We start from the raw sequence: 22,927 nt of genomic DNA, 5'->3' as shown, positions 1-22,927 counted from the left end.
CAAGTGGCTGACCATCACTCGGACACCATTGAGATGTAATATTCCTGGCTCGTCGGTTACTTGAAGAAGTCGCTCATATCCTCTTTTGTGATTTTAACGCACTCACTGCGCAAGCCTTTATAGCAATCGTCTTCAGACTCAGAAATGAGCCTTTTCATTGGATAAACTGATATGCCGCTTGAACTCCTTCTCCCGCTACTAGCCGGTGCTGCCGCCGGCGGATTCATAAATGGACTTGCAGGGTTCGGTACCGCATTGCTATCGCTTGGCATCTGGCTTCAAGTGTTGCCACCGTGGCAGGCCGTTTCCATCGTGGCGGCAATGTCTGTCGCGAGCGGCCTCCAGGGGGTTTGGAGCGTCCGCCGCGACCTACCGAGTGGAACCAGGCGTCTTTCCCGCTTACTGATGCCAGCTTTAATCGGGGCACCTCTAGGCGCAGCGATACTTGGATTCATCAGCGCGACAATATTGAAGATTGTGATTTGCAGCTTCATGCTGCTTTACGGTGTGTTCTTCTTACTGCGGCGGTCGCTTCCACAGATTGATCGCCCGATGCCTGTGGCCGATGTCTTCATTGGTTTCTTAGGGGGCGTCTTTGGCGGAGCAGCCTCGCTTTCTGGTGTGCTGCCAACTATGTGGTGTGCGATGCAGCTTTGGACTAAGGGCGAGACCAGCGCCGTGCTCCGCCCTTACAACTTGATAATTCTCTCGATAGCCGTCGTCATGTTTGCTTGGCAGGGCTACTACTCGCGTGAGACGCTCGTACTAACAGTCATCGCGCTTCCAGCGACCCTCATAGCCTCGCAGGTCGGCCTGGCAGTCTATCGACGGCTGACAGACCACCAGTTCCGCTGGCTGTTAGTTTGGCTACTCTTCGCATCTGGCATCGTGCTGGCTTTGCGCGAATTACTTTAGGAATGTTGAGTGTTGGTGCTGACGCCGAAATGACCCAGTGGCCGAGATGTCACTGACCCAGTCTTATTCCTCGCGAACCACTGACTATGCTGGATTTCTGCCTACTTGGGGTAGGGCAGTCTTGCGTCGGTACGTGGGTCGATTCGGCGTCAGCGTCTACTGTTGAATGGGTGTGAATCGGTGTTTAATTGGGTTTTGAGGTGCTTTACCGGCTAGATGCTCTGGCCTTGGGAAGATTTATTCCCCATGGTTGTCTCCTCAAAAGATGAGGTGCATAGCCTCATACAAGACCATGCACCTCAAGATTTCAACAGATTAAGCGAACGGCTCGCTTCGAGGGCCCATCTTTTTGATGGCGTTTAAAGAGCGATTTGCTTCTGGGGCAAGTAGGGGGTGATGTTCCGCATTGCACGTTTAACGTAGTCTTCCTTTTCGCCTACCGGCGCTACGTAGTGCATTGCACTCTCTGCTGCTTCAATGCCTTCCAGGCGGGCGATAATCCAGGTGGCCAGATATTGGGATGCAAGGCACCCACCCGCAGTGGCAAGGTTGCCTTGGGCGAAAAATGCTTGATTGAGAATTTCGACACCTGCTTCCTGAACCCAAGGTTTCGTCGTTAGATCCGTGCAGGCAGGAATTCCATCGAGCAGCCCGAGCTTTGCCAGTATCAGGGTTCCGGAGCACTGAGCGCCCAGTAGTTGCCTTGTAGGATCAAGCTCCAGCTGCGCCATGAGCGCCGGGTCGGCAACCACGTCTCGGGTTTGTATGCCACTGCCGACGATAACGGCGTCGGCCTTGCTCGCTTCTGAAAGCGACACATGGGATTCGATGACAACCCCGTTCATGGAGCGAACTTTGGCTGTTGGGCTGGCAATTGATACACGCCAGCCAGGCTTCTTGATTCGATTTAGAATGCCCAAGGCGATGAGCGAGTCGAGTTCGTTGTAGCCTTCAAAAGTAAGGATTGCTACGTGCATGCTGTTTTCTTCCTCTGCATATGGTCAGGAACAGAACGTGAAGCAGGTACGCCACAACGGCGAGCGTCGGCTGCTCAAGTCAGGCTTGAAAAAAGCATGCTATGGAGTGCATGCAAGGCAATCAAATTATTGTCATGGATACATCGTCTGTTTCCGGTGGGTCAATTCGGCGTCAGCTACAACAGGCGGGGGACACTTGGAGCAAGATTATTCAGCAGGGTTCTGCGCAGCCAACGTGATGACGTGTGCAAGGCGTCTGGTGGCGGACTCAATTTCTTCAGGGCTGAACCCACCCAAGCCCAAAATCACCCCTGGGCGGCCATTGCCACCGGCGTACATTGTGGACACTGCACGTACTGATACTTGATCTTCTGAGGCTTTCAAGGCAACCCACTTATCATCGATGTCGCCCTTTAGCCATAGAACCAAATGCATACCCTGATCACTGGGTTCCAGCCATGCAAGGCTGTGGGGGATCAGTTTATTTACGGCCTCGATTATTTGCCTGTGAATGTCCGCATACACTCCGCGAATTCTCCGGATGTGTCGATCCAAATGTCCTTCTGCGATGAATGCAGCGAGAACATGCTGATCGGCGTTGGCAGGATGCCGATCCATCAGGACTCTTGCCCCACAAAAGGCTTGCACCAGGCATGGTGGAACGATTGCGTATCCGAGCCGTAAAGATGGGAACAATATTTTGCTGAATGTTCCTAAGTAGATGACGCGCTCGGGGTCTAGTCCCTGTAAGGACGGAAAGGGATGGCCTGCATAACGCAACTCACCATCATAATCGTCCTCGACAATCCAGGAGTTTGAAGCTCTGGCCCATGACAACAAGGCATTGCGTCTGGCCATACTCATCGGCATGCCGAGCGGGTATTGATGTGATGAGGTCACGAAGGCTGCACGGGCCTGGGGGCATTGCTCTATTCCGCTTTCAACATTCAAACCCTCAGCATCAACAGGGACGCGGATCATTTGATTCGTATGGCCTGCGCTTTCCAAAATCGCGGTGATACCCCGGTAGGCCGGATCCTCCACCCACGCAAAATCCCCGACATCAAGAAGCACCTGGCAGGCGAGGTATAGGCCCTGTTGCGTGCCGGATGTGATGATGACTTGGCTAGCTTCACATCTGACAGATCGTGACTTGCGCACGTAATCGGCTACGGCTTCCCGTAGCTCAAGGGCGCCCTTCGGATCACCGTATCCCGATGGCGCTCCTGGGCCTCGCGCCCTAATACGATTACCAAGGCGGCGCCAAATATCATCAGGAGCTGCCTTACCAATCGGTACAGAGACTGAGAATGGAATCTGAGGAGCTGCTCCAAATTGCTGGGCCACTTGAGCGAACCTCTCGATTCGCGCAGAAGGTGTCCACGGCAGTGTTTCAGTTGGCGTACTTTCCTTCTGCTTGCTAGTTGGAGACATGTCAACCAAAGAACGGGCAACCCGCGTGCCCGCTCTGCCTTGCGATTCTAGAAAGCCCTCCGCAATCAGCTGCTCAAATGCCTCGATAACGGTGCCTCGGGCAATCGTCAGCGATTTGGCGAGAATGCGTGTCGATGGAAGGAGTTCGCCCGGTTTAACGTCACCCCTGCGGATCGCAGATCTCAGAGCTTGCGCAAGCTGTCGTCCTAATTGGCCTGTGGTTCGATCCAGAGCGCCTAGCGATGGAATTTCAACAACATTCGCTTTTCTTGCCATCAATTCTGGCTCATTAATTATGTTGGATATTGGCTCTATACCATAGGCCAGTTAATCAACACAATTTGTATGAAGGCCTTATCACCACTGCCCGACGATCTTGACTGATCTGATGTCTCTGTACTGCCAAAGCAATACAAACGCACAACTTTTCCACTTCAACCCACGCAGGAGTCTCAACAATGTTCTCCGGTCTCAGTGCATTTCCCTTGACCCCCATGGATGAAAGCGGCCTTGACGAAACGGCCTATATCCGATTGATCGAGCGCCTTGCGACTGCCGGTGTTGACTCCATTGGAGCCCTCGGTTCGACCGGCAGTTATGCATATCTGACTCATGCAGAGCGGCTGCGAACCGCACAGCTTGCGGTGAAGCACGCAGGCGACGTTCCGGTAATCGTTGGTATCGGTGCGTTGCGCACTCGAGACGTACAGGCTCTGGCGGAACAGGCGCAGAAAGCTGGAGCAAGCGCCGTTCTGCTCGCCCCAGTGTCTTACCAGAAGCTGACTGCTGACGAGGTATTTGGGCTCTATGAAGCGGTGACGCGTGATCTGTCTGTACCACTTTGCGTGTATGACAATCCCTACACTACCCACTTCGAGTTCAGCGACGAACTACATGGGCGTATCGCGCAACTGCCTAATGTGGGCTCTATCAAGATCCCGGCGGTACCGGCAGATCTAGATGCTGCCAGGGCACGAGTTGATCGCCTTCGTGCGTTGATACCCGTCAATGTGACCATCGGTGTCAGTGGTGATGCTTCGGCTGTGACTGGTTTGAATGCCGGTTGCGACGCTTGGTACTCCGTAATCGGAGGGTTGCTACCAGACTTGGCGGTGGCAATTACACGCGCTGCACAAGCAGGGAATTGGCAGGAAGCTGCTCGGCTGTCGGAGAAGTTACGGCCTTTATGGACGTTGTTTGGCAATCACGGAAGCCTCCGAGTCGTGGCGGCGATGGCCGAGTTGCTGAACCTGGTAAGCCGACCATGTTTGCCGCTGCCCCTGAAAGCGTTGGAGGGCAATGATCGGCAAATTGTCGCCACGTTGTTGAAAGAGTTGGAGCTGGAGCGATAGTTCGCACTTCACTTGTGCTAGGCGACAGGTTTTACGCGACTTGGGCACACGCAAACGGCGTCGTGCTCCAATCCATCCGACAGGATGCGTCCGGTAAAACAGGAGCAGGCAAAAAATTGTATGAAGTGGCAACCTGAATTGTTTTCGCGCTTGGAGAAAAGCTGGTGTCGAAGGCACCTCCTCGAGGAGATAGTATGGACTTACGAAGCAAAGAATATTTCGACGACCGTGCCACACGAGAGATGAAGGAACATCTGAAACCACAACAGCGTTCAATACAGGAACAGCTTGCCTACGCATGTCGCATCCTCGCCATGACAGGTCAGGAAGCTGGTTTGGCTGGCCAGATCAGTGCTCGTTCGGAACGGCCTGATGCCTACTGGACATTGCGTTTCGGCTTGGGGTTCGACGAAGCGACAGCAGGAGACTTTATCGAGGTTGACCGTGACCTGAATACCCTTACAGGATCCGGGATGGCAAACCCTGCTACGCGTTTCCACCTGTGGGTCTATGAAGCGCGTCCTGATATCCAGAGCATCATTCACACCCACTCTCCTTGGGTATCTGTCTTGGTCGCCGCTCGCCAGCCCCTGATCGTTTCTCAAATGGATATGACACCCTTCCACAACGATTGCGCTTTTCTGAGCGAATGGCCAGGCGTCCCGATTGCCGATCACGAAGGCGTAGTCATTTCCGCCGCCCTTGGAAAAAAGCGCTCCATCCTGCTCGCGCACCACGGTCAGCTCACCACCGGGAACATCCAGGAAGCTACCTACCTCTGTGTTTATCTCGAGCGCGCAGCACGCATGCAGGTTCGTGCTCGGGTGTTCGGCCCATTGGTACCGCTGGATGATGCCTTGGCAAGTGAGGCTCACGATTACCTCCTGAAGCCTTCGATTGTTAACGGAACGTTTGACTATTGGTGTCGCCAGGTAGATTCCATGCGGGAAAAACAAGTCGATTCACCCCAATAGCCGTTGATGCTCCTGAAATGGCTGTTGCTGCGAACTAATTGAATGTTCGTGGGTGGGCGCTCCGCATCATGTGCCTAAGTGTTAGCTCGCCGACACTTAGATGCATGGGGGTTGTCATGAGGCGCTGCTGTCAAAATTATTAAATACCACATCGTACCAGTCTGGGTGTATTTAGACGCACCAGAGGACTGGCGGTAAGGCAGCTGTTAAACTTAATCAGTTCGCTGAGGTCGATTATGGACTCTCGCAAAAACATCTCGAAATTTAGCATCGGCACTCAACTTACAATGCTCGGAAGAAATCCTGATGAGCAGTCAGGCTTTGTCAATCCTCCGCTCTACAAAGGCTCCACCGTCATCTATAAAACGCTTGAGGATATAGAGCTTAAGCGCAACCGTTTTCATTATGGAACCTGCGGTACTCCAACGATTGCGAACCTGGAAGATGCATGGACACAGCTAACTGGTGCGGCGGGCACTGTTCTGTCGCCATCAGGATTGGGTTCCGTGGCTTTAGCACTATGGAGTTTAACTAAGGTAGGTGATCACATACTGATGCCAGACACCATCTATCGGCCATCTCGAGTTTTTTGTGATGGTTTTCTCGCTAAATTTGGTGTCCAGACGAGCTATTATGATCCCTTGATTGGTTATGATATTGAGGCGCTCGTAAAAAGCAATACCACGGTTATTTTCATGGAGTCGCCTGGCTCTCAAACGATGGAGATCCAAGATATCCCCGCCATTGTCCAAGTGGCAAAAAAATATGGCATTAAGACTATTTTGGATAATACGTGGGCCACGCCGATTTTCTTTAATGCCCATGCTCATGGGATTGATATATCTGTCGAGGCAGGCACCAAATACCTTGGAGGACACTCCGATATTCTGCTTGGACTAGCATCCGCCAATGAAGAGTGCTGGCCTGGACTCAGAGCTACGTACGATGCAATAGCAATGCTGCCTGGTGCTGATGATTGTATTTTGGCATTGCGTGGTTTACGTACAATGCATTTGAGGTTGAAGGAGGCTGAGAAGAAGGCTATAGAACTCGCTGCCTGGCTTCAAAAGTGCCCTGAGATCGAAAAGGTGCTACATCCAGCATTTGAAGGATGTCCAGGGCACGAACTCTGGAAGCGTGACTTTACCGGGTCGTCCGGGTTGTTTTCTGTCATTTTAAACAAGAAATACAGCAAAAAAAGCCTAAGCAATATGCTTGATAATATGTCTGTTTTTAGTATGGGGCTTTCATGGGGTGGCTTCGAAAGTTTGATCATGCCGTTCAACTGCCAATCATACAGAACGGCGACTGATTGGTTGGAAGCTGGGTACGCCTTGCGTATTCAAGTTGGGCTGGAAGACATCAATGATCTGAAGCACGATCTCACCTTGGGCTTTGAACGACTCAACAGGGAGGGGTAGCACCGGCTTGCTATCTCGATGCAAGAGCAAGTCAGAATACGCTGATTAGTGCATAATAATTATAAACCCTACAAATAGCGTTTTAATACAAATAACTATTGATGCTCCGCATTAGACTTTTGTTAGCGCCGCCGACAACATTGGTTAAGGACTAGCGCCCAAGGGTGCGCTTAATCGAAATGCATGGGGTGTGTACAAATCAAGTGGCAAATCTAAAATGTGCTTGTGTTAACGCCGATGCCGAATTGACCACGGGCGGATGCAAGACTGCCTCACCTCTGAATTTGCAAAAATCACGCATAGGCAATGGTTCGAGAAGAACAGATTGGGTCAGTGATATCTCGGCAACTGGATCAATTCGACGTGGGCGCCAACGGTTCAACGCACCAGACATGAAAAATCATAGTTTTCATCGCAGTAGCATTGACGGAGGCTAGGTTGGCCGAACGCGATGCATTCGCGGCTTACTCTAATAGGAACTCAAGATACTAATTGGAGAGATAGATGCTTCATTCAATCCGCATAGTTTTTATTCACGGCTTAATCGGCCCACTCAAGGAAACCGTCCTGATGGAGGGGGCGAAGTTTACGCAAATGCTCGCTCCTGAAATGCTCGGCTACGGCTCATTGGCAGAAGTCGATCCGGCAATGATTAGCCTAAATGCTCAGGTCGAGTATCTTCATAAGGAAATGAATGCAGTCTCTGCACCACATGACCGCTGGTACCTCGTAGGGCACTCGGTCGGTGGTGCAATTGCTGCGCTTTTTGCCGCAGCGTACCCGGATCGCGTGGAAGCCGTGATAAGTGTTGAAGGCAACTTCACGTTGGATGACGCCTTTTGGTCGCAAAAGCTGGCAAAGATGCCACTCGAAGAAGTCGAGGCCAAGTTGGCGGATGACCGTTCAAAACCTGAAAAATGGCTGCATGGAGCTGGAGTTAAACCAACCGAGGCTACCTTGTTGGCTGCGATAACCTCTCTTTCCTTTCAGCCGGCGAGCACGCTTCAACAAATGGCAGCCTCAGTCGTTGATATCACGGGCGCCCCTGCCTACCTGGATGGAATCAAAGGCTGGGTTGATGACAATCCGCTCCATCTTATTGCAGGCGAACGATCAGCCAATGGATGGCACATTCCCGCCTGGGTCAAAGATAAAGCCGCGTCATACCGAGAGATGAAAAATTGTGGCCACCTGATGATGCTTGAAGATGCCCACCAATTTTCGTCCGCAATCACCTCCATCATCGAAAAAAAATAAAGCCATCCTAGATCGCCTGTAGCCTAAATGCTGCTGTCGATATGTTGCTAAGGTTTCTGGCCGTCACTGCAAAACGCGTGATTTTCCTTCGTCGAGATGGCTTCGCAAGACGCTTACCATTCTCTGCCTGTCACGACCGGCTCAGAGCGTGAAGCGGTCAATGAGTTACCCGCGATAGCAGCACTGAATGGTTATCCAGTGGCAGGCTGAAGGCAGTTTCTCTCACCGCGCCTGTATCCCATAAATGCGGGCCTTCTGTGTCTATCGGCACCATCGCCCGAATGATACGGTCTGTATTTATTGCATTTCGATGAGGCAACAATGGATCTCACTGCAATCCCATTTGGTACCACCGATTGGTCAACGATAGAGCCGGTGGCGCATGCCGGTCAGACAGGCACAGCCTATTGGCGTACCTGCCAGTTTGGTTCAGCGCGTGTGCGGATGGTCGAATACAGCCCTGGATATCTGGCCGATCACTGGTGTTGGAGGGGGCACATCCTGTTGTGCCTGGAGGGTCAGTTGCATACAGAACTGGAAGATGGTCGTCAGTTCACACTGACGCCAGGCATGAGCTATCAGGTGGGCAATAATGCTGAGGGACATCGGTCATTCACTACGACCGGGGCGAAGTTGTTCATTGTGGATTAGTCGTGGGGGCGACCTGTAAAATGCACCCACCCAATCCGTTGGCAGCGGATGCTTCCGCAATCTGGGGTCTGAAATGCTCCTGTACGAATGACTGCTCTTGGCCGGTTTGTGGGTGCTGACGCCGAATTAACCCGTTGGCCGAGATGTCACTGACCCAGTTTATTCTTCGCGAACCATTGCCTATTGCTGGATTTCTGCCTACCTGGGGTGGGGCAGTCTTACGGCGGCACCTAGGTCAATTCGGCGTCAGCGTCTACATCCGTACCTCCTATGGCGCCGACCTGACCATGGACTGCCTGATGAACCCAGCAAGCGCGCGTTTCAACCTTCGCCGGATTCATCCGTGAATCCCGTCCTGACCTACGCGCAAGTGCGGATGTTGGAGCGCAAGGCCGGCTCCGCAGCAGGTGGCGTGTCGATGCATTTTCTTAAAGTCGCTGCTTCGGGCCAGCGGGCCCGGCTGATCTTCGTCGATAAGGAGATACCAGCATGATGAACAACTGCTTGTCGCATCCCATTCAAGTAAATATCCAGCAAGAGCCTGTTGATGCGGGGGATTTGAGATGGAATGTACTTTCACCCTGAAGTACCAACTGCCGTCTGACGACAACGATATGGATGCGATTATGGATCGCTTGGCGGTAGAAGGCTGTGATGATGCATTGGTCGGAGTCGGACAGCCAAGCCGCCTGGCGTTGGAATTTGTCCGTGAAGCACCCTCTGCACATGACGCTATAGCGGGCGCCATAGAAGACGTGCGCCGAGCTGTACCTAACGCCCGCTTGATCGAGGCAGCTCTCGCTCCATCACTTATTACAGGCGGCCTTCCGTGAGTGCGTCAAGGAAGGGCATTGCGACTGTTTCATTTCTCCTGGGCGTTACACAGCTGTCCGCTATCCCAGGCTTGAGAGAGCTCGTCTATTCGATCCGCAATCTGAGGCGTTTTTGATAGGACAAGGCAGCGCGTGTTGCCGACAAATTCTTCTATTAAGTACACAGCGTCGCCGACATCCAGTTCGAGCTCCTGTAATGCCTCATCGGGAATTCGAATCGCACCGTCACCATCCCATTCTTCGATCATGATTTTCATAGGTGGCTTTGTCACGTGTAGTCTCCATTGTTTCTGAGTCAACGTCAGGTGGGCTTACCGGTCGGCTGGTTATTAGTACTGATGCGCAAAGGGGTGCCCGACCTGATCAGGTCGGGCGAGGTGAATCAGTATTCCCAGAACATCCGTTGCAGTTCTTTGCTGTCCTGAGTCTTGGTCAGAGCAACCATCGCCAGGATGCGGGCTTTTTGCGGGTTCAGGTCATGGGCAACGACCCAGTCGTATTTGTCATCAGGCTGCTCTGCGTTACGCAGTACAAAACCACCGGCATTGACGTGGGAAGAACGAATGATCTGTACGCCGTCCTTACGCAACGCCTGCAAGGATGGGACGACGCGCGAAGAGACCGAGCCATTGCCAGTGCCAGCATGGATGATGGCTTTAGCGCCAGATTGAGCCAGGGCCTTGTAAGCGGTGTCGCTGACATTGCCATAGGAGTAAGCAATTTCGACGTCAGGCAGGCTCTTGATGGTTTTGATGTCGAATTCAGAGTCCATGGTGTGACGCTTGGCTGGCAGGCGGAACCAATAGGATTTGCCTTCGACCACCATACCCAGCGGGCCCCAGGCGCTTTTGAAGGCTTCAGTCTTGATGTTGATCATCTTGCTCACATCACGACCCGACTGGATCTCGTCGTTCATGGTGACCAGTACACCTTTGCCATGCGCATCTTTGCTGCTGGCGACCGCGACGGCGTTGTACAGGTTCAGCATACCGTCGGCAGACATGGCGGTGCCTGGGCGCATCGAGCCAACGACCACGATTGGCTTGTCGGTTTTTTCCACCAGGTTAAGGAAGTATGCGGTCTCTTCCAGGGTGTCGGTACCGTGAGTAATCACGATGCCATCGACGTCTTTGCTGTCGGCCAGTTCCGCGACGCGGCGACCCAGTTGCAGCAGGTTTTCGTTGGTGATGCTTTCCGACGCGATTTGCATGACTTGTTCGCCACGCACATTGGCCAATTGACTCAGCTCGGGCACGCCAGCAATCAACTGATCGATACCCACTTTGGCCGCTTGATAAGTGGCGCTGTTGGCGGCGCTGGCACCAGCCCCGGCGATAGTCCCGCCGGTAGCGAGGATCACAACGTTAGCCAGTTTTTGTTTGGTTTCGACTTCTTTTGCTTGAAGTGCGGTAGGGAGTAGCAGCAGGAGGGCCAAGGCGCCCGGAACAAAGGTATTGAAAGCAGATTTCATTATTTTTCTCTCTAGTTGTAATGACGATGCTGATGCAGGTTCATCTAGAAACACCCCGGGCAGGTCTGAATGCCGTGGGAGCTTGGAGGAGAGCAGGATCTGTACCAGCTGCACTTTGTCTGGATAAATATTGTAACTATTTGATATATAACAATTTATTATAAGATTTTGTTTCGCAATACAGATCGACGTCCGGTTTTCCGACGATGTGGAGGCTTTGTGTTCGGCAGTCCGAAAATGATCACGATAAAAACCGCTTGGCCCTACGAAACTGGGAGGAGGCTGGCAGGGCTCGCCAATGCGCCGGAAGAGGTGCAGAAGGAGCATCAGGCGGTGCTGAAAGCTTTGGAAAAAACGCGCTGGCGAGCTCGATCAGGAGCTTCAGTTCATCGAACGTTGCCTTGCGAGCGATGCCCAGCGCGTGCAGGCCAGGGAGCAATCCAGTCAGGTGCCGCCCCCGTAGGTACCGTTAACGGCCTAACTTGATTTCGAAATCGGACAGCCGAACCCGTCGAGGATTTCACCCGAGTTCTGACCGACCTCACTCCCTCTCCATCATCCAGTCACTCACATGCATGATCAATGGCTAATCTGACCCTGGCTGGCAAGGTGGCACAACGAGTGTGTAGGTATTTATTGAAGGGCTGCTGAGTGAGGCCGATCTGCCTGGGCGTCAGAGTGGCCGGCATCGCTAGTGCACCAATTTTTTTGGCTTTTGAGGGAGTTGGGCGTGGGGGGCTGCGAGTTGATTTGGCGGCTGGAAAGTGGGGGGGGGGCGGCTGGAAGGCCCGGAAATACTGGGGGAGGTGGAGCGGGTAGAGGGAATCGAACCCTCAACTAAAGCTTGGGAAGCTTTCGTTTTGCCACTAAACTATACCCGCTTAATTCTGCTTCTTTATGCACCTAGCGCAAGGGCCGAATAAGAACCCTCGTTATCAGCTTGGGAAGCTGGAGTAATGCCATTATACGACACCCGCTCAGAGCGGTGACTTTGTACCAGATGTGCGCGGGGAAATGAAGTTTTTCTTTACGCCAGATAGCTTTAGCGCAGGCGAAACAAGACACGGACCGCGTGGCGGTCGTTCGCGGGCAAGCTTCGCTCCTGCAGCAATGGGTTCATTACTGTAGAGCGAAGCTTGCTCGCGATGACTCTGTTTCAGAATGCCAGTGCATGTTGGTCCTGGACGTAGTGGTACCGCGGTCGGCTTTCGTGCAGGGCCGGTTTCAGGAAGCCCATCAGTGCGTTGCGGCTGTCTCGGCAGGCGGCTTTGTGTTCCATGTCGAGAAAGTGGCCGGTGGCCTCAAGGGTGGTGAAGGTGGCTTGCTGTACGTGATTGGCGAACAACCGGGCGCCATCGGCGGCGGTGTATTCGTCCCATTCGCCGTTCATGAACAGTACCGGCACGTTGATTTTCTGCGCAGCCTTGAAGAAGCACTGACGATCGCTGTGCAACAGGTCGCTGATGTGGAAATGCATCTGCCCGTATTCATGTTCGGCCAGGGAACTGACGTGCCGATAGTTGAAGCGCTTGAACAACGTCGGCAGGTGTTTGCCGATGGTGCTGTTCACCAGATTGCCGACCCGGTCGCCGTCCCGGCTGCCGAGGTAGTCGACGCCGCGTTCGAGGTAGTCGAGCATGTGCGCGTTGATCTCCGGAGAGAACGAGCTGATCACGGCCTTCTCGATGCGTCGTGGCCGTTGCGACAACGCGACCAGTGTCGCGGCGCCGCCCCAGGAAAATGACAGCACGTGTTCGGCCCCGAAGTGGTCGATCAGCTCCAGGAGAATTTGCCCTTCGATTTCCTTGGTGAGCATTTTTTCATGCAGGTTGTGCGCCTTGGACTTGCCCGCGTAGGGCTGGTCGTAGCAGACCACATTGAACTGCGGATGAAGGTTTTTCACGGTTTGTGCAAACGACGCAGTCGTGGCCATCGAGCCGTTGACCAGAATAATGGTCTTCTCTGCGGCGTCTGCGCGATAGAACTCCGTGTAAACCCGATACTGACCTTGTATATCCAGCACAGCGATTTCTGGCCTCATGTCATATGACTCCTGGCAAGCGGGTATGCGCGCAAATGAGATTGCACGAGCTTTGTGACAGGTAGGCATACGCCTGGAATTTGAGGGGCCCATGTCGATCCATTGCAGTCCGGTCGACGGGTATTGTTATTGGCGGGCAGTTTGCCGGTACCACGCGGAACCTTGGGTTCCAACCGACAAAAAGTTTCTTAGAAGTATGGGGTGACTCGTCGGTCACATTTCGGCCGACGTCCTGATTCAAGCAGGGGTCACATCAATGTGCAAGTGCCTTTGGTAAATTGTTGGACAACTTCTGCTCAGCGGTAGGCTGCTTAGATCAATTCGATCTCTTGAGCGGTCAGCGGGCGGTAATCGCCCGGTTTCAACGCATCGTCGAGGACTAGCGGGCCCATGCGTTCGCGGTGCAGGCGCAGCACTTTGTTGTCGAAGTGGCCGAACATTCGCTTCACCTGATGGTAGCGGCCTTCGACGATGCTCAGGCGTGCGGACCTGGCGGCGAGCAACTCCAACTCGGCGGGTTGGGTGGTGAGGTCTTCGAAAGCGAAGTACAACCCTTGGCTGAACGTGATGGCGTATTCGGGGCCGATGTCCTGTTCGGTTTCGACGTAGTAGACCTTGGGCAGCTTCGTCTGGGGTTGGGTCAGGCGGCGTGACCAGCTGCCGTCGTTGGTGATCAGCATCAGGCCGGTGGTGTTGAAGTCCAGGCGACCGGCTATGTGCAGTTCGTGCTTGTCCGGCTCATGGATCAGATCGAGCACGGTCGGGTGCTGCGGGTCGCGGGTGGCGCTGACGCATCCGGCGGGCTTGTGCAGCATGAAGTGGCGCAGGGGCTTGCCGACCTGCAGCACATCGCCGTCGACTTCGACGCGGCTGAACTCGCGGACTTCACTGTGCGGATCGCTGACGATTTCTCCGTCAACCCGCACGCGCTTTTCCACCAGCAACAGGCGCACCTGCTTGCGGTTGAAGCACGGCAGATTGCTGAGGAAGCGGTCAACGCGCATGACTTAGGGCCGGTGAAGAAAGGGCCGCGCATCTTACTTCAATGGCTGGGTCGCTGCTTGCAACTGCGCCTCGACCTCGGCGCAGCGCGGGCACAGGCAGGCCGCGTTGCGCAGTTCGGCGGGCAGCGCCTGGAGCACTGCCGGGTCGATGCTGACGCCGTAGCACCAGCAAGCCCGGTCGGCGGTTCGCGGGTCGGCCAGGGCGCAATCGTTGGATGCACCGCAGGCCGGGCAGAGGTCAGGCTGGTTCATAAGTAGTGTGAGGCATTTCCACGCAGGTTCGATTGCGGCCGCTTTGCTTGGCCCGATACATCCCATGATCCGCCCGCGACAGCAGGCTGTGCAAGGTGTCATCGGGCTGCAGGGCGGTGAGGCCGATGCTGACGGTGACTTGCATCATGTGTTCGTTGTACGCATAACGCTGATGCGCCACGTATTGGCGGATTTTCTCGGCGATCTCGTGGCCGGTCTCGGCGTCGGTATCCTTGAGCAGGACGATGAATTCTTCACCGCCCCAGCGGCAGACGATGTCGCAGTGGCGCAGGCAACTCTGCAGGTCGCGGGCAAAACCGCTCAGCACCTGATCACCGGCCAGGTGACCGTAGGTGTCGTTCAGGGCCTTGAAGTGGTCCAGATCGAGCAGCAGCGCGGTCAGTGGGTTCAGTTCACGTTGGGCTTCGAGAATGGCCTGCACGGCCAGCAGGTCGAAACCGCGCCGGTTGGGCAGTTCGGTCAGGCTGTCGAGCGTCGCCTGGGCCTGGATCCTGTCCTGAAAGCGTTTGATCACGCGATTGAGCAAAACCATCACGACCAGCGTGACCACCAGGCAAATCAGCAGGTTGAGGTACAGCGACTGACGAATGTCATTGAGCGCGCCGTCTTCGAGCTTGTCGACGAACAGGTACCAGTTCAGTTCCGGGATGAACCGTACGTTGAGGAAATGCCCTTGACCCTGGACGGAGTATTCATAGCTGCCGATGTGGGGTTTGGGCAGTTGGCTGACGAGGTCCTTCATGCTCGACAGTTGGCTGAGTTTCTGGCCGATCTGTGCGCCTTGCGGGCCACCCTCGGCACCGGTGAGTACCAGGCGCGCGAAGTTGTCGACGAAGTACACGCTGCGCTGGTAGCGCTGCTGGTACTTGTCGATCAGCTTGATTACCGCATCGACTGTCAGGCCGACACCCGCCGCACCGATGAAACGGTTGTTGTAGTCGTAGACCTTGTAGTTGATGAAGAAGGTCAGGTTGTCCTTGTTGGCGAGGTCCGGATCGAGGTTGATCTCGTAAGGATCGTTCATGTCTCGCACGCGAAAGTACCAGGCGTCGCGAGGCTCCGTGGCCTTGACCTGCTTGAGCACGCCCTTGGCGTGGTAATAGGTCAGGCTGGTGTTGGAGACGAAGAACGCGGTGTAGGCGCCGTAGTGGGTCATGACCTCGTTGAGGTAACGGGTCATCTGGTCGGAGTCTTTTTCACCGTTGACCACCCAGTCACGCATGAAGGTGTCGCGGGACATCATCGAGGAAATGAGGATGGGCCTGACGAGGTCTTTCTGGATTTCCGAATAGACCGTGTCCGATGTCAGCGGCAGCTCAGTGTTGACGATGTTGTCGCGGATCGACGCCCGCGAGGCGTAGTAGCTGAGGAGGGAGGTCGCGAGAAACCCGGCGCCCAGCAGCGCGACCAGCGTGAGTACCAACCAGCGTTGAGCATACAGAGGCGAGCGGGGCGGCATGACAATTCCATTGGCAGAGGACCGATGGGTAGCATTCTAGTGGCACTTTGCCGAAATAACTGCTGCATTTGTTGGGGGAATGGGGGGTGATAGAAGGTGATTGACCGAACATTGTGGTGTCAGACAGGGCCAACCCCCTCACCCCAGCCCTCTCCCCAGAGGGGAGAGGGGGAAAGGGAGCCGATCTTTGTTGTTCTCACGTGATGCGTTCGACGCGTTTTCCGGTATCAATGCAATTCGAAAATCGCTTGGCTCATTCCCCTCTCCCCACGGGGGGAAAGGGGGCCGATCTTTGTTGTCGTCAAGTGATGAGTTCGGCCCGGTTTCCGGGATCATTGCGATTCGACAGTCGCCTCGGTCAGTCCCCTCTCCTTCGGGAGAGGGTTAGGGTGAGGGCGGCGATCCCGGATCAGCCCCGAGTTTCCAGATACGCCCGCCACCCTCCCAAATGACTGATATCCACCGCCCCCTCCAACCCGTACGTCTCACAAATGAACCCGCTCTCCCAGCGTCCATCCGCCAGTTGCACCTTGCCCAACCCCAGCGGTGCCGGAATCCCGGTCAGGAATGAACCCAGTTCGCTGCTCGGCAGTTCCCAGACTTCCACCGCAATCGCCACGCCACCTTCCTTGACGCGGACCATGCCCGGCCGAAACGGCGGGCCTCCTGCCAGGGCGTACAGTTGGTAGTCCGGTGAGCTGCACGTTGTTTCAACCAGGCGGGCGCCACGCTGTTTGAGCTGCCAGTTCAAGGCCAGCCCATCCAGATGCGCACCGCAGACCACCAGGCGCGCCCGGTCATTGCGCGCGACGGTGGTCGGGGCGCTCGTGGTCGCGCTTTGCTGGCGCTGCAAGGCATCCGCCACGCTCAACAGATATTGATCGGTAAATGCCCGGCCAAACAGCGTCACACCCCACGGCAAGCCGTTGTCCATGAACCCGCTGGGCACGGCGACGGCGGCGTAGTCGAGCAGGTTCATGAAGTTGGTGTAGTAACCCAGTTGCGAGTTGCGCAGCACCGGTTCGGCTTCCAGTTCAGCCAGGGTGACCGGGCGGCCGATGGTCGGGGTGAGGACGCAATCGAGGCCGTCCAGCGCTTTGTCGCACAGGGCCTTGAGCGCTTGCAGGCGATATTGGGCGCGGAAGGTTTGCACGCCGCTGACCGCCGGGGCCTTGGCCAATACCGCGCGAATCACCGGCAGCACAGCCTCTGGATTTTGCTCCATCAACTCGCCGGCCACGCTGTAGCGCTCGGCCACCCATGGGCCCTCATAGAGCAGGCGCGCGGCTTCCAGGAACGGCGACAGATCCAGTTCCACGGCTTCACCGCCCAGGGCCTTGAGTTGATCTATGGCCTTGGTGAACAACTGCGGTCCTTCAGGGCAGCCGAAGAATTGCAGGTCTTCGGCACGGGGTACGCCGAAGCGCAACGGACGGATGGCGCCGAACGCCGAGCCGTCATTCCATAGTGGATTGCTGCGGCTGTAGGCGTCCCGTGGGTCCAGGCGCGCGGTGAGCGCCAGCAACTGGCTGGCTTCCCTGGCGGTGGCGGTGAAGGTGGTGACGCAATCGAGCGTGCGACAGGCCGGCACCACACCCGCTGTAGAGATCAAGCCCTTGGTGGCTTTCAAGCCGACCAGATTGTTCAATGCCGCTGGTACGCGTCCGGAGCCTGCGGTATCGGTGCCCAATGCAAAGCTCGCCACGCCCAGCGCCACCGCCAATGACGATCCGGCACTGGAACCACCTGACGGATACTCCGCCAGTACGCTGTTGGGACAGGCGCCATAGGGCGAGCGGCTGCCATTGAGTCCGGTGGCGAACTGGTCGAGGTTGGTCTTGCCCAGCGGTATGGCGCCGAGGGCCAGCAGTTGCTCGACGATGGTGGCCGAGCGCTCCGGCACATAGGCAAACGCCGGGCACGCTGCCGTGGTTGGAATGCCCGCCAGATCGATGTTGTCCTTGATCGCGAACGGCACGCCGTACAGGGGCAGGCTGTCGATGTCGCGACCGTCGAGGTTGGCCAGGTAGGGTTCCAGTTCATCGACGCTGAGCAAGTGGATGAACAGGTGGTAATCCGGGTTCAGCGCCGCCGCTTTGTCGCGCAGATTGCGCAGCAGCTGCCGGGGCGTGGTACTGCCGTCGCGGTAAGCGTTGCGCAGGGCGTCGAGTTGCAGATTGATGTTCATGGCATTGGTCCTTTTCAAATGGGTTCAGTCGAGTTCCAGCACCACGACGCGCTGTCCGGCACGCACCGCCGAACCCGGTTGCACGCGAATCTCGCGAACCACGCCGGCCATCGGTGCGAGCAGGGGGATTTCCATCTTCATCGACTCCAGGATCACCAGCACATCGCCAGCCTCGACCCGCTTGCCGCAAGCCACCTGAACCTGCCAGAGGTTGCCGGCGATGTGGCTGTCGACGCTCAGTTCTCCACTGCCCAGCGGTGCGTCTTCGCTGGCTTGCGGGGCCGGTTCCTCGCTGTCGAAATGCGCCTGGCCGCTGGCGATCCAGCGCTCGCGTTCGGCGTTGAACGCGCCTTGTTGCTGCTCGCGAAACGCGGCGATGGTTTCGGCTTCTTTCGCCAGGAACGCCTGGTAATCCGCCAGGTTCAGCTGACTGTGTTCGATGTTCAGATCGAAGCGCCCGAGGGGGAAGTCGCGACGAATGCGCAGCAGTTCATCGGCGCTCACCGGGTAGAAACGGATCTGGTCGAAGAAGCGCAGCAGCCAGGGTTTGCCATCGAACGCGGCGACTTCGCGGTAGCGGTTCCACATCTGCAAGGTACGCCCGACGAACTGGTATCCGCCGGGACCTTCCATGCCGTACACGCACATGTAGGCACCACCGATGCCCACCGAGTTTTCCGCGGTCCAGGTGCGGGCCGGGTTGTACTTGGTGGTCACCAGGCGGTGACGCGGGTCCAGCGGGGTAGCGACCGGGGCGCCGAGGTAAACGTCGCCCAGGCCCATCACCAGATAACTGGCGTCGAACACCGTACGCTGCACTTCATCGAGGTTCGGCAGGTCGTTGATGCGGCGGATGAACTCCAGGTTGCTTGGGCACCAGGGGGCATCCTTGCGCACGGTGGTCATGTATTTTTCGATCGCCAACTGGCAGGCAGGGTCGTCCCAGGACAACGGCAGATGGACGATGCGCGACGGTACTTGCAGGTCCTTGGCGGCGCAAACGGCGTCCCATTCGCCGGCGACGATGCCGAGCAGATCCGCCAGCGACAGTTGCTCGGGCTGGTAGTGCACCTGCAGCGAGCGGATGCCCGGCGTCAGGTCGATCACGCCGTGCAGGTTTTTGCTTTCCAGGGCTTGCATCAGGGCGTGGGCGCGAAAGCGCAGGACCAGGTCGAGTTCGGGGGCGCCAATCTCAAGGAGAAGGTGCGTATCTCCCGACAACCTTGCGACCAGTCGCGTGTCCCCCTGACCCAGATCCATTACCACCGGCGACACCGCCCCCGGGTGGAACGCATTGTCTGTGGCGAGGGGGCTTGCCCCCGCTGGGGGGCGAAGCACCCCCAAGTCGTGAATCAACGCTGCGTCAGGTGTACCGATTTGGTGGCTTGGCGACTGCTTCGCAGCCGAACGGGGGCAAGCCCCCTCGCCACAATTGTTCTCTGTTGCCAATACGCGGGCGGTTTTGAGATCGACGGGATGGAACTGGACTTTGTCCCCGGCCTTGAGCTGCCCCAGCTGCCAAAGATCCGCCTCGATCACCGTCACCGGGCAGACGAACCCGCCGAGGCTCGGGCCATCCGGGCCGAGGATCACCGGCATGTCGCCGGTGAAATCCACCGCGCCGATGGCGTACGGATTGTCATGAATGTTCGACGGATGCAGCCCGGCCTCGCCGCCATCGGCGCGTACCCATTCAGGCTTGGGTCCGATCAGGCGCACGCCGGTGCGGCTGGAGTTGAAGTGCACTTCCCACTGCGTGGCGAAGAAGGTGGCGATGTAGTTTTCGGTGAAATACTCCGGCGCACCGTGGGGGCCGTAGATCACCCGGATCTGCCGCACCCCGGGCAACGCGCAGACCTGTTCTTCAGCCAGTTGTTGACCGGCGCTGTGGTCGCCCAGGGCGGGTACATGCAGCACGTCGCCGGTACGCAGGGCGCGACCGCCATGACCGCCGAACTGGCCGAGGGTGAAGGTGCTTTTACTGCCCAGATAATCGGGCACCTGCAGGCCGCCGCGCAGGCACAGATAGCTGCGCGCGCCGGCACCGGCAATCGTGCCCAGGCTCAAGGTGGCACCGGCCGGCACCCGCAGGGCGGTATTCATCGACACCGCTTCACCGTTCAACGTCAGCGGGATCACCGCGCCCGTGACGGCGACAACGGCCGCGCAATTGAAGCGCAGCAGCGGTCCGCTCATGGTGATTTCCAGCGCCGCCGCACCCTCGTCATTGCCCAGCAAGCGGTTACCCAGGCGCAACGCACGACTGTCCATCGGTCCCGACGGCGGCACGCCGACCGCCCAGTACCCGAGGCGACCGGGGTAATCCTGAACGCTGGTCTGGGTGCCGGCGCTGAGCACCTCGAACGTGTTGGCCTGATACACCAGGCCTTCCAGGCAACGGGTCCACGGCTGGCCGCTGGCGAAAGGCGTATCGAGCAGGATCTGCCGCAGGTAATCGCGGTTGGTTTCCACGCCATACAGCAGGCTGGCACCCAGGGCCTGATGCAGATCGGCGCGCGCCTGTTCACGGCTCGGCGCCCAACTGATGACCTTGGCGATCATCGGGTCGAAAAACGGCGGAATCTCGCAGCCGGCTTCGACCCAGGTGTCGATGCGCAGTTGTATGCCATTGGCCGCAGGGAAATCCACGGCGGTGAGCAGGCCGGGGCTCGGTTGAAAATCGCGGCCCGGATCCTCGGCATACAAGCGCGCCTGAATCGCGTGGCCCTCGGGTTGCAGACCCTGACTCAACTCACCCAGCGGCGGCAGGTCACCGGCGGCCAGTTGCACCATCCAGCGCACCAGGTCGACGCCCCACACTTGCTCGGTGACGCCATGCTCGACCTGCAGTCGGGTGTTCACTTCCAGAAAGTAGAAACGCTGGTCTTCGCTATCGAAGACAAATTCCACGGTACCGGCGCTGCGGTAGTTCACCGCCTGGGCCAGCTTGATCGCCGCCGCGCAGAGTTCTTCGGCCATGCCCTCGGGCAGGTTCGGCGCCGGGGTTTCTTCGAGCACTTTCTGGTTGCGCCGCTGCACCGAGCAATCGCGCACGCCGAGGGCAATCACTTCGCCTCGGCCATCGCCGAATACCTGCACTTCCAGATGCCGGGCGCGCTGGATGTACTTCTCGATGAACACCCCGGCGTCGCTGAAGTTATTCTGGCCGAGGCGTTTGACCGCCTCGAAGGATTCGCTCAATTCGGTCGCGTTGCGGCATACACGCATACCGATGCCGCCACCGCCGGCGGTGCTTTTGAGCATCACCGGGTAGCCGACCTGATCGCCGGCCGCCAAGGCAGCGTCGAGGCTGTCGAGCAGCTCGGTACCTTCGAGCATCGGCACGCCGTGTTGTTTGGCCAGGGCGCGGGCGGTGTGCTTGAGGCCGAATACCCGCAGCTGCTGCGCGGTCGGGCCGATGAAGGCGATGCCGGCGGCTTCGCAGGCTTCGGCGAACGCGGCGTTTTCCGAGAGGAAGCCGTAGCCCGGATGGATTGCGCTGGCGCCGCTTGCGCGGGCGATGGCGAGGATCTTGTCGACCGCCAGATAAGTGCCAGCCGCCGCGCCTTCACCGAGGCTGTGGGCCTCGTCGGCTTGCAGGATGTGCAGGCTGGCGGCATCGGCTTCGGAGTACACCGCGACGCCTTGCACATGCAGTTCGCGCAGGGTGCGCAGGATGCGACAGGCAATGGCACCACGGTTGGCAATCAGGACTTTTTCGAACATGGCATAACCCCTGGAGGGGATGCGGGCCGTCCCGCAGTTTTTCTTGAGGCATCCGGGCCGTCCCGGATGAAAAATCAGAGTTCTTCAAACACCGCCGTCCCCTGTGGGAGCGGGCTTGCTCGCGAAAGCGCAGTGTCAGTCGACATCGATGTTGGATGTGACGGCCCCTTCGCGAGCAAGCCCGCTCCCACATTGGGAGTTGTGGTGGTTTTACTTTTTGAGGCACTGGCCGGAGCGGGACTGGCACAGGGAAAACAACCATTTACGCAACCGCGCTAATTTCAGTTCCATACCAGCAGCTCCGCAGGGGTGGGGTTATAGGCGTTGCACGGGTTGTTCAGTTGCGGGCAGTTGGAGATCAGCACGATCACGTCCATCTCGGCACGCAGGTCGACGTATTTACCCGGGGCGGATATCCCGTCTTCGAAGGTCAACCCGCCATCAGCGGTGACCGGCACGTTCATGAAGAAGTTGATGTTCGGCCCGATATCGCCCTTGCCCAGGCGACCGTCGTGGACACAGGCACGCAGGTAGTTGTCGCGGCAGCTGTGCATGTAGCGTTTCTCCAGGGCGTAGCGCACGGTGTTGCTCTCTTGCGCGCAGGCACCGCCGAGGGTGTCGTGACGGCCGCAGGTGTCGGCGACTATGCTCAGCATCGGCTTGCCGAGGTTGGAATACAGCACGCTGCCGGTGCTCAGGTACACGCTGTTCTGCCGGCGCAAGGTGCGCTGTACGTCATAGCGTTCCTTCGGGTTGGCGACGCTGTAGAACAGGGTGTCGACGGCCTGGTTGCCCTCCAGGTCGAGGATGCGCAAGGTCTGGCCGGCCTTGACCTCCATCAGCCAGGGTTCGCCGGCGGGGATGGTGGCGCGGTAGATCGCGGTTTCTGGCTGCCTGCTTGCGGCATTTCCATTGGAAGCAGCGGTGGCGATAGCGAGTGACATGGCAGCG

Annotated in this window: 18 protein-coding genes, 1 tRNA gene and 1 pseudogene; 8 read left to right on the top strand and 12 right to left on the bottom strand. The window is 57.1% G+C overall.

Annotated elements, in window-relative coordinates:
- Positions 1–171 precede the first annotated feature (171 nt).
- Positions 172–915 (top strand): sulfite exporter TauE/SafE family protein, encoded by a 744-nt coding sequence (locus tag AC07OG_RS16610; RefSeq protein ID WP_495067525.1) that lies wholly within the window; start codon positions 172–174, stop codon positions 913–915.
- A 359-nt stretch (positions 916–1,274) separates the two neighbouring features.
- Here AC07OG_RS16610 and AC07OG_RS16605 read toward each other — a convergent pair whose 3' ends face one another.
- Together AC07OG_RS16605 and pdxR are read right to left on the bottom strand one after the other, a co-directional pair.
- Positions 1,275–1,892, bottom strand: coding sequence for a DJ-1/PfpI family protein (locus AC07OG_RS16605; protein WP_495067524.1), 618 nt, complete (start codon positions 1,890–1,892; stop codon positions 1,275–1,277).
- A gap of 207 nt (positions 1,893–2,099) precedes the next feature.
- Positions 2,100–3,602 (bottom strand): MocR-like pyridoxine biosynthesis transcription factor PdxR, encoded by a 1,503-nt coding sequence (gene pdxR / locus AC07OG_RS16600; RefSeq protein WP_495067523.1) that lies wholly within the window; start codon positions 3,600–3,602, stop codon positions 2,100–2,102.
- A gap of 182 nt (positions 3,603–3,784) precedes the next feature.
- Between pdxR and AC07OG_RS16595 the strand changes: the two genes are divergently transcribed.
- From AC07OG_RS16595 to AC07OG_RS16570, 6 genes are all read left to right on the top strand, one after another.
- On the top strand, positions 3,785–4,678 hold the full coding sequence (locus AC07OG_RS16595; RefSeq protein ID WP_495067522.1) for a dihydrodipicolinate synthase family protein: 894 nt from the start codon (positions 3,785–3,787) through the stop codon (positions 4,676–4,678).
- 194 nt (positions 4,679–4,872) lie between these two features.
- On the top strand, positions 4,873–5,652 hold the full coding sequence (locus tag AC07OG_RS16590; protein WP_495067521.1) for an aldolase: 780 nt from the start codon (positions 4,873–4,875) through the stop codon (positions 5,650–5,652).
- A 236-nt stretch (positions 5,653–5,888) separates the two neighbouring features.
- Positions 5,889–7,073: a cystathionine beta-lyase gene (metC, locus tag AC07OG_RS16585; protein WP_495067520.1), complete on the top strand. Its 1,185-nt coding sequence runs from the start codon at positions 5,889–5,891 to the stop codon at positions 7,071–7,073.
- 504 nt (positions 7,074–7,577) lie between these two features.
- Entirely contained in the window at positions 7,578–8,330 is a 753-nt protein-coding gene (locus AC07OG_RS16580) for an alpha/beta fold hydrolase (RefSeq protein ID WP_495067519.1), read from the top strand.
- A 321-nt stretch (positions 8,331–8,651) separates the two neighbouring features.
- Positions 8,652–8,981: a DHCW motif cupin fold protein gene (locus tag AC07OG_RS16575; RefSeq protein ID WP_007992577.1), complete on the top strand. Its 330-nt coding sequence runs from the start codon at positions 8,652–8,654 to the stop codon at positions 8,979–8,981.
- Positions 8,982–9,324: 343 nt separating this feature from the next.
- On the top strand, positions 9,325–9,474 hold the full coding sequence (locus tag AC07OG_RS16570) for a hypothetical protein (protein ID WP_495067518.1): 150 nt from the start codon (positions 9,325–9,327) through the stop codon (positions 9,472–9,474).
- A gap of 369 nt (positions 9,475–9,843) precedes the next feature.
- Here the strand turns inward: AC07OG_RS16570 and AC07OG_RS16565 are convergent, their stop codons facing one another.
- Positions 9,844–10,086: an AbrB/MazE/SpoVT family DNA-binding domain-containing protein gene (locus AC07OG_RS16565; protein ID WP_060540687.1), complete on the bottom strand. Its 243-nt coding sequence runs from the start codon at positions 10,084–10,086 to the stop codon at positions 9,844–9,846.
- Between the two features lie 110 nt (positions 10,087–10,196).
- A complete protein-coding gene (locus AC07OG_RS16560; RefSeq protein ID WP_060540686.1) occupies positions 10,197–11,285 on the bottom strand; it encodes an asparaginase in 1,089 nt (362 codons plus the stop codon).
- A 276-nt stretch (positions 11,286–11,561) separates the two neighbouring features.
- Here AC07OG_RS16560 and AC07OG_RS16555 point away from each other — a divergent pair.
- Positions 11,562–11,748 (top strand): annotated as a pseudogene (locus AC07OG_RS16555) (hypothetical protein); the annotation flags it as partial.
- A 344-nt stretch (positions 11,749–12,092) separates the two neighbouring features.
- On the opposite strand, the gene AC07OG_RS16550 reads toward AC07OG_RS16555, so the two are convergent.
- The 8 genes from AC07OG_RS16550 to AC07OG_RS16515 form a co-directional block, all read right to left on the bottom strand.
- Positions 12,093–12,166, bottom strand: a tRNA-Gly gene (locus AC07OG_RS16550).
- Positions 12,167–12,441: 275 nt separating this feature from the next.
- A complete protein-coding gene (locus tag AC07OG_RS16545) occupies positions 12,442–13,326 on the bottom strand; it encodes an alpha/beta fold hydrolase (protein WP_060540685.1) in 885 nt (294 codons plus the stop codon).
- Positions 13,327–13,637: 311 nt separating this feature from the next.
- On the bottom strand, positions 13,638–14,330 hold the full coding sequence (locus tag AC07OG_RS16540) for a pseudouridine synthase (RefSeq protein ID WP_495067517.1): 693 nt from the start codon (positions 14,328–14,330) through the stop codon (positions 13,638–13,640).
- Positions 14,331–14,363: 33 nt separating this feature from the next.
- Positions 14,364–14,582 carry a cysteine-rich CWC family protein gene (locus tag AC07OG_RS16535; protein ID WP_218425690.1) on the bottom strand — a complete coding sequence of 73 codons (219 nt, stop codon included), beginning with the start codon at positions 14,580–14,582 and terminating at the stop codon, positions 14,364–14,366.
- On the bottom strand, positions 14,569–16,062 hold the full coding sequence (locus AC07OG_RS16530) for a sensor domain-containing diguanylate cyclase (RefSeq protein ID WP_495067516.1): 1,494 nt from the start codon (positions 16,060–16,062) through the stop codon (positions 14,569–14,571). Before AC07OG_RS16530 ends, AC07OG_RS16535 begins: the two co-directional genes overlap by 14 nt.
- Before the next feature lie 409 nt (positions 16,063–16,471).
- The gene (gene atzF / locus AC07OG_RS16525) at positions 16,472–18,250 is read right to left on the bottom strand and encodes an allophanate hydrolase (RefSeq protein WP_495067515.1); all 1,779 of its coding nucleotides are present in this window, start codon (positions 18,248–18,250) and stop codon (positions 16,472–16,474) included.
- A 24-nt stretch (positions 18,251–18,274) separates the two neighbouring features.
- Positions 18,275–21,976: an urea carboxylase gene (uca, locus tag AC07OG_RS16520; protein ID WP_495067514.1), complete on the bottom strand. Its 3,702-nt coding sequence runs from the start codon at positions 21,974–21,976 to the stop codon at positions 18,275–18,277.
- Between the two features lie 281 nt (positions 21,977–22,257).
- A complete protein-coding gene (locus tag AC07OG_RS16515) occupies positions 22,258–22,920 on the bottom strand; it encodes an urea amidolyase associated protein UAAP2 (protein ID WP_495067513.1) in 663 nt (220 codons plus the stop codon).
- Between the last annotated feature and the right edge of the window lie 7 nt (positions 22,921–22,927).

The organism is Pseudomonas sp. GW821-FHT09H03, from assembly GCF_059415945.1.
The sequence above is the reverse complement of the archived record's forward strand: the minus strand, read 5'-3'. Positions and strand labels throughout refer to the sequence as shown.